The 6550-nt window shown below is 71.0% G+C and carries 5 protein-coding genes; 1 reads left to right on the top strand and 4 read right to left on the bottom strand.

The features are described from left to right. Positions 1-937, bottom strand: a 937-nt coding sequence (locus ACR9ZG_RS17480) for a histidine kinase N-terminal domain-containing protein (protein WP_481286120.1), incomplete at its 3' end; no start/stop codon positions are given. A 157-nt stretch (positions 938-1094) separates the two neighbouring features. On the opposite strand from ACR9ZG_RS17480, the gene ACR9ZG_RS17475 reads away from it, so the two are divergent. Continuing rightward, complete coding sequence (locus ACR9ZG_RS17475; protein WP_481286119.1) at positions 1095-1796, top strand: Rv3235 family protein; 702 nt, start codon at positions 1095-1097, stop codon at positions 1794-1796. A gap of 97 nt (positions 1797-1893) precedes the next feature. Here the strand turns inward: ACR9ZG_RS17475 and secA are convergent, their stop codons facing one another. From secA to ACR9ZG_RS17460, 3 genes are all read right to left on the bottom strand, one after another. After that, on the bottom strand, positions 1894-4722 hold the full coding sequence (secA, locus tag ACR9ZG_RS17470) for a preprotein translocase subunit SecA (RefSeq protein WP_481286118.1): 2829 nt from the start codon (positions 4720-4722) through the stop codon (positions 1894-1896). Between the two features lie 213 nt (positions 4723-4935). Further along, the gene (gene hpf, locus ACR9ZG_RS17465) at positions 4936-5643 is read right to left on the bottom strand and encodes a ribosome hibernation-promoting factor, HPF/YfiA family (RefSeq protein ID WP_481286117.1); all 708 of its coding nucleotides are present in this window, start codon (positions 5641-5643) and stop codon (positions 4936-4938) included. 98 nt (positions 5644-5741) lie between these two features. After that, on the bottom strand, positions 5742-6550 hold an 809-nt coding region (locus tag ACR9ZG_RS17460), incomplete at its 5' end, for a ComF family protein (RefSeq protein ID WP_481286116.1).

Here is a 6550-nt window from a genome sequence, read left to right as displayed (position 1 = left end):
TCTGGAGGTTGTTCTTGACCCGGTGGTGGATCTCGCGGATCGTCGCATCCTTCGTGATGAGCTCGCGCTCCTGGTGCCGCTGCTCGGAGACGTCGCGGCAGAGGACGATCGCGCCGACCCGCTCGCCGCGGTTGCGGATCGGGATGGCGCGCAGCGACACCGTGACACCGCGGGCCTCGATGTCGGTGCGCCAGGGCGCGCGGCCGGTGACGACCAGCGGAAGCGACTCGTCGGTCGTGAGCGAGCCGGTGAGCAGGCCGGTCGTCACGGTGGCGAGAGACTCCCCCTCCAGCTCTCCGGTGAAGCCCATGCGGTTGAAGGCGCTCAGCGCGTTGGGGCTGGCGAACGTGGTCATGCCGTCGACGTCGAGCCGGATCAGGCCGTCCGCCGCGCGCGGCTGACCGCGTCGCGGGGCGGCCGGGGCGCCCAGGTCGGGGAAGTCGCCGGTGGCGATCATGTCGAACAGGTCGTTGGCACAGGCGTTGAAAGTCAGCTCCTGGCGACTCGGCGTGCGCGTCTCGCTGAGGTTCGTGTGCCGCGTGATCACGGCGACCGGCTCGTCGGCGGTCTGGGGCGAGTGGACGCTCAGCCTCCGGATGACCGGGACGGCCCGGACGCGCGTGGGCGTCTCCTCGTACCAGTCGGGGGCGGAGGTGTCGATGATCTCCTTGGTGCTGTACGCGTCGGTGACCTGCTGGCGCCACTCCGGCTTGATGCGCTGACCGACGAAGTCGCGGTAGAACAGCGTCGCCGCACTGGAGGGGCGGGAGTGCGCCACGGCGACGAAGTCGTCATCGGTGGTCGGGACCCAGAGCACGATGTCGGCGAAGGCGAGGTCGGCGAGCAGCTGCAGGTCGCCGACGAGGCCGTGCAGCCATTCGACGTCCTCCTCCGAGGAGCGGCCCTGAGCATGGACGAGATCACTGAGCGTCGACACCCCCTCAGTGTATGCGGACGACCCTGAGCGTCCCGGCCGTCCTCCACAGCAGCGTTGCTGCCCTGGACACCTCGCACTACCCCTGAAAGAGTGTCATCCGTTCGCGACCCGCCAGGACCCCGCGAACTCACAGCACCACACGCCTCAAGGAGTCACCATGCCCGCTTCAGCCCTGCAGACCTCCCGTCCCGACGACGACACACCGCTGCCACGCTCCACTCACCTCAGAGCGGTGGAGCCGCTGGCGGAGGGGTCGGAGCGCGAGCGGGCGAAGGCCGCCCACCCGTCCACGCGGCGGCGCGTCCGGCCCGTGCTGCGGGCCGTCGTGGAGGCGGCACCCGCTGCCACGGAAGCGGAGGCGACGGGCACGCAGCGGGATGTGCCGCACGCGCAACCAGCAGGCGCGGGTGGCGCCGACGCGGCCGCGGAGGCGGCCACGGCATCGGAGGCGGCCGCGGAGGCGGCCACGGCCCCGGAGACGGCCCCTGCCGCGGAGGCGGCCGTCGAACGCGCCGGCCGGATGGACGACCCCGAGCAGCTTTGCGCCGCGCTCGCCCTGTGTGTCGTCGAGATCATCGCGGGCGCCCGCGCGCTCGACCAGGTCGCGTACTGGGTCACGGATTCCGTGTACCTGCATCTGCTGCGGCGCTCGGTGATCGCGGCCCGGGCGCGCGCCGTCGCCGCGGAGGAGCCGATGCGGCCGCGGGTGCGGATCGGGGTCCCGCGCCTCTCCCAGCCCCGCGAGGGCGTCGTGGAGGCGGTCGTGATGGTGCACCAGGCGCCGCGCTCGCGGGCGATGACGATACGCCTGGAGCGGCACCGCGGCCGCTGGCGGGCCACCGCGCTGTCCATGCTGTGACGGCCGGCCCGCCGTTGCGGGGCCGCAGCGTCCGCCAGGAACGCGGAACGGCCCGCCGGTGGTCCGGCGGGCCGTTCGATCGCGATGAGGACTGCGGTCAGCGCTTCTTGGCCTGAGCGCGGCGCTCGGCGCGGTTGGCCGGGGCCTCCGCCTCGCCGGCGTCCGAACCGGCCGCCGGGACGCGCTGCCCGAAGGCGCCGCGCTGCGTCGCGCCCTGGGCGGGCGGCTCGGCCGGGGCCTGGGCGGCCTGGCGCTGAGCACGCTGGGCCCGGGCGGTGGCGGCCTGCTCGATCTGGCCGCGCTGGTTGCGGACCTCGACGCCTCCGCCCTCACCGGGCGCCGAGTAGCTGAGCTTGGCCTCCGCGGACTCGCCGCGAGCCAGGCCCTTGGCGGCGACCGCTGGGGACTCGACCTCGCCGGGGGCCTGGTTGACCTCCACCTCCAGGTTGAACAGGAAGCCGACCGTCTCCTCGCGGATGGCGCCCATCATCTGCTGGAACATGGCGTAGCCCTCGCGCTGGTACTCGACCAGCGGGTCGCGCTGCGCCATGGCGCGCAGGCCGATGCCGTCCTTGAGGTAGTCCATCTCGTAGAGGTGGTCGCGCCAGCGGCGGTCGATGACCGACAGCACCACGCGGCGCTCCAGCTCGCGCATCGCGGGCGCCCCCAGCGACTCCTCACGGCGCTGGTACGCGAGCTTGGCGTCGGACAGGATCTCGCGGCGCATGAAGTCGCGGTTGATGCGGCCCTTGTTGCCCGCCTCCGCGATGACCTCGTCGATCGTCACGCCCACCGGGTACAGCGTCTTGAGCTCGGCCCAGAGTGCGTCGAAGTCCCAGTCGTCGCCGCTCCCCTCGCCCGTGTGCTGGTCGAGGATGTCGTCGATCACGGCGGTGAGGAACTGCTGCACGCGCTCGTGCAGGTCGTCGCCCTCGAGGATGTGGCGGCGGTCGCCGTAGATCGCCTCGCGCTGCCGGTTGAGGACGTCGTCGTACTTGAGGACGTTCTTGCGGATCTCGGCGTTGCGCGCCTCCACCTGCGACTGAGCGCTGCGGATGGCGCGGCTGACGACCTTCGACTCGATCGCCATGTCGTCGGGGACGCTGGTGCGGCCCATGAGGCTCTCGGCGGCGCCCGCGTTGAACAGGCGCATCAGGTCGTCGGTCAACGACAGGTAGAAGCGGCTCTCGCCCGGATCGCCCTGACGGCCGGAACGACCGCGCAGCTGGTTGTCGATACGACGCGACTCATGGCGCTCGGTGCCGAGGACGTACAGGCCGCCGGCCTCGATCACCTTCTCGGCCTCGGTGGCGACCTCGGCCTTGACCGCGTCGAACACCTCGTCCCACTGCGCCTCGTACTCCTCCGGCGTCTCGACCGGGGAGAGGCCGCGCGCGTTCATCTCGGCGACGGCGAGGAACTCGGCGTTGCCGCCGAGCATGATGTCGGTTCCGCGGCCGGCCATGTTGGTCGCGACGGTGACGGCTCCGAGCCGGCCCGCCTGGGCGACGATCGCGGCCTCGCGCGCGTGGTTCTTGGCGTTGAGGACCTCGTGCCGGACGCCCTTCTTGGCGAGCAGGCGGGAGAGGTACTCGCTCTTCTCGACGCTGGTGGTGCCGACGAGGACGGGCTGGCCCTTCTCGTGGCGCTCGGCGATGTCTTCGACGACCTGCGCGAACTTGGCCTCCTCGTTCTTGTAGACGAGGTCGGGCTGGTCCTTGCGCTGCATCGGCTTGTTCGTCGGGATCGGGACGACGCCAAGCTTGTAGGTGCTCATGAACTCGGCGGCCTCGGTCTCGGCGGTACCGGTCATGCCGGACAGCTTCTTGTAGAGGCGGAAGTAGTTCTGCAGGGTGACCGTGGCGAGCGTCTGGTTCTCGGCCTTGACCTCCACGCCCTCCTTGGCCTCGATGGCCTGGTGGATGCCCTCGTTGTAGCGGCGGCCGACCAGGATGCGCCCGGTGTGCTCGTCGACGATCAGCACCTCGCCGTTCATGACGACGTAGTCCTTGTCGCGCTTGAACAGGGCGTTCGCCTTAATCGCGTTGTTGAGGAACGAGATGAGCGGGGTGTTGGCCGACTCGTACAGGTTGTCGATGCCGAGGTAGTCCTCGACCTTCTCGATGCCCGGCTCGAGCACGCCGACGGTGCGCTTCTTCTCGTCGACCTCGAAGTCGACATCGGGCGTGAGGCGCTTGGCCAGCGACGCGAACTCCGTGAACCAGCGGTTGGCCTCGCCGGAGGACGGGCCGGAGATGATGAGCGGGGTCCTGGCCTCGTCGATGAGGATCGAGTCGACCTCGTCGACGATCGCGAAGTAGTGGCCGCGCTGGACCATGTCGCTCGCCTGCCACGCCATGTTGTCGCGGAGGTAGTCGAAGCCGAACTCGTTGTTCGTGCCGTAGGTGATGTCGGCGGCGTACTGCTCGCGTCGCTCCTCCGGCGTCTGGCCGGCGAGGATGACGCCGGTCGTCATGCCCAGGGCGCGGAAGACGCGGCCCATCAGCTCGGACTGGTAGCTCGCCAGGTAGTCGTTGACCGTGACGATGTGCACGCCGCGGCTGGTGATGGCGTTGAGGTAGGCGGCGGTGGTCGCGACGAGGGTCTTGCCCTCACCGGTCTTCATCTCGGCGATGTTGCCGAGGTGGAGGGCCGCGCCGCCCATGATCTGCACGTCGAAGTGCCGCATGCCGAGGGTCCGCTTGGACGCCTCGCGCACCGCGGCGAACGCCTCGGGAAGGAGGTCGTCGAGCGACTCCCCGTTGCTGTAGCGCTCACGCAGCTCGACGGTCTCGTGCATGAGCTCGTCGTCGGTCAGCGCGGCGAAGTCGTCTTCGAGCGCGTTGACCGCTTTCGCGTACGCCTCGAGCCGACGGAGGGTGCGTCCCTCGCCGACGCGCAGAACCTTTTCGAGAATTGAGGCCACTGATGCACTCCACTTGTGATCGGCGGGCGTTCGTGCCCGCGCCCGGGCGGGCGCACGCCGGACGGCAGGCGCCGCCGACGCAAGACACATCGTACGGGATGAGCTTGTCCGTTCGACCCGCTGCACCTGGGAGGGCGCTGGACGCCCGACGGGCGGCCGCCGCGAGGCCGATGGCGGCCGCCGCCTGGGCGGACGCCATCGGCGCGCGGCCGGTCAGCCGAGCTTGCGGTTCTCGGTGACCTCCTCCTGCAGCTCCTCCGCGTCGTCGTCGAGGGAGATCACTCCGTAGTCCCAGCCCTTGCGGCGGTAGACGACGCTCGGCCGTCCGCTCTCCGAGTCGACGAAGAGGTAGAAGTCATGGCCGACGAGCTCCATGTAATAGAGGGCGTCGTCGACCGTCATCGGGGTGGAGGCGAACACCTTGCGGCGGATGACGACCGGGCAGTAGTCCTCCTCGGCCTCCGCCTCCCCCTCGGCGTTCGTGTCCTCCGACACCACCGGGACGCTTCCGGTGCGCACCTGGTCGAGCACCGCGACGGGTGCGGCCGCCAGGCCGACAGCGCTGAAGCCGTCCGTACTGGCCTCGCGCAGCGAGGTCGGACGGTGCTGGCCACGATGGACCTTGCGCCGATCCTTGGCGCGACGGACCCGTTCCAGCAGCTTTCCGAGCGCGATGTCGAACGCCGCGTACTTGTCGGTCCCCGTCGCCTCGGACCGCACAACGGCCCGGGGTCCGACGAGGGTGAGCTCCACGCGGTCGTCGCCGTTCTGGGTACCGAGCTTCTCGTTGTGGCGGCTGACCTTGATCTCGAAGGTGAGGGCCCGCTCTGCCAGATGCGCGACCTTCTGCGATTTCTCGGTCGCGTATTCACGGAAGCGATCAGTGATTCCCAGGTTGCGTCCGATGATGTTGATGTCCATGGAGACCTCCCTGATCCGGCTCGAGGGCCCGCCCGGGATTCGATCTGGGGCGGGTCGCCCGCGCCTGCTTTTGGACTACCGTAGTGCCCACCCAGCGGTTAGGGAACCGGCGGGACCACGGGATTCGCCATGAGCCGCCCGGGCGTCTGCCCTGCCCTGGCTGTGCCCCGGCGTGGCGTCCGCGCGATGGCCGCGACACCCGCCACGCGACCCCCGACGGCCTCGATCGCGCGGGCCGCCTCGGCCACCGTCGAGCCCGACGTGACGATGTCGTCGACGATGAGGCACGACCGGCCGCGGAGGCGCGCGGAGGCGGTGAGACTGCCCGTGCGGTTGGCCGCACGCCCGGCCGCGCCGAGCCGCGCCTGATCGGCCGTCTGCCGCGTGAGCCGCAGCGCCCCCCACAGCGGCGGCGCCAGGATGTGCGCCCGTGCGAGCACGGATCCGGTGGGGTGGAAGCCCCGTTTTCGGCGCGCGGCCATGGTCGACGGGATGAGCACCGGCAGCAGCGCGCCATGAGCGGGTCCGGCGGCAGCCTCCAGCGGGCTCGAGGCGGCCTCCCCACGCGCACCGCCCCTCCAGCCGCCCTCCCGCTGCGCCGCCACCACCGCGGACCGCAGCGGCGTCGCGAGGGCCTGCGCGACATCCGCGCGGCCGCCGTCCTTGTACGCGAGCAGCACCTGGCGGGCCACGCCCTCGTACGCGAGCCCGGCCCAGACGGGGAGGCCCGCGACCGTCGCGCGCTCGAGTCGCGGGGTCAGCTCGCGCGCGCACGCCGGGCACACGCGACGATCCGGCGCTCCGCAGCCCGCGCAGCGGACGGGCAGCAGGATCGCGGCGGCGTCGAGCGCCGCCTGGCGGAGGGAGGTCAGGTGTGATGCAGTGATCGTCGTCATGGCCTGAGCAT

Source organism: Leifsonia sp. KNZ12-8B (assembly GCF_056755495.1).
This window is presented reverse-complemented; position numbering and strand designations above follow the sequence as displayed.

Coding starts and splice junctions, on each gene's coding strand:
- hpf (WP_481286117.1), bottom strand. CDS start 5,643: ATGGACATCAACATCATCGGACGCAACCTGGGAATCACTGATCGCTTC.
- ACR9ZG_RS17475 (WP_481286119.1), top strand. CDS start 1,095: ATGCCCGCTTCAGCCCTGCAGACCTCCCGTCCCGACGACGACACACCG.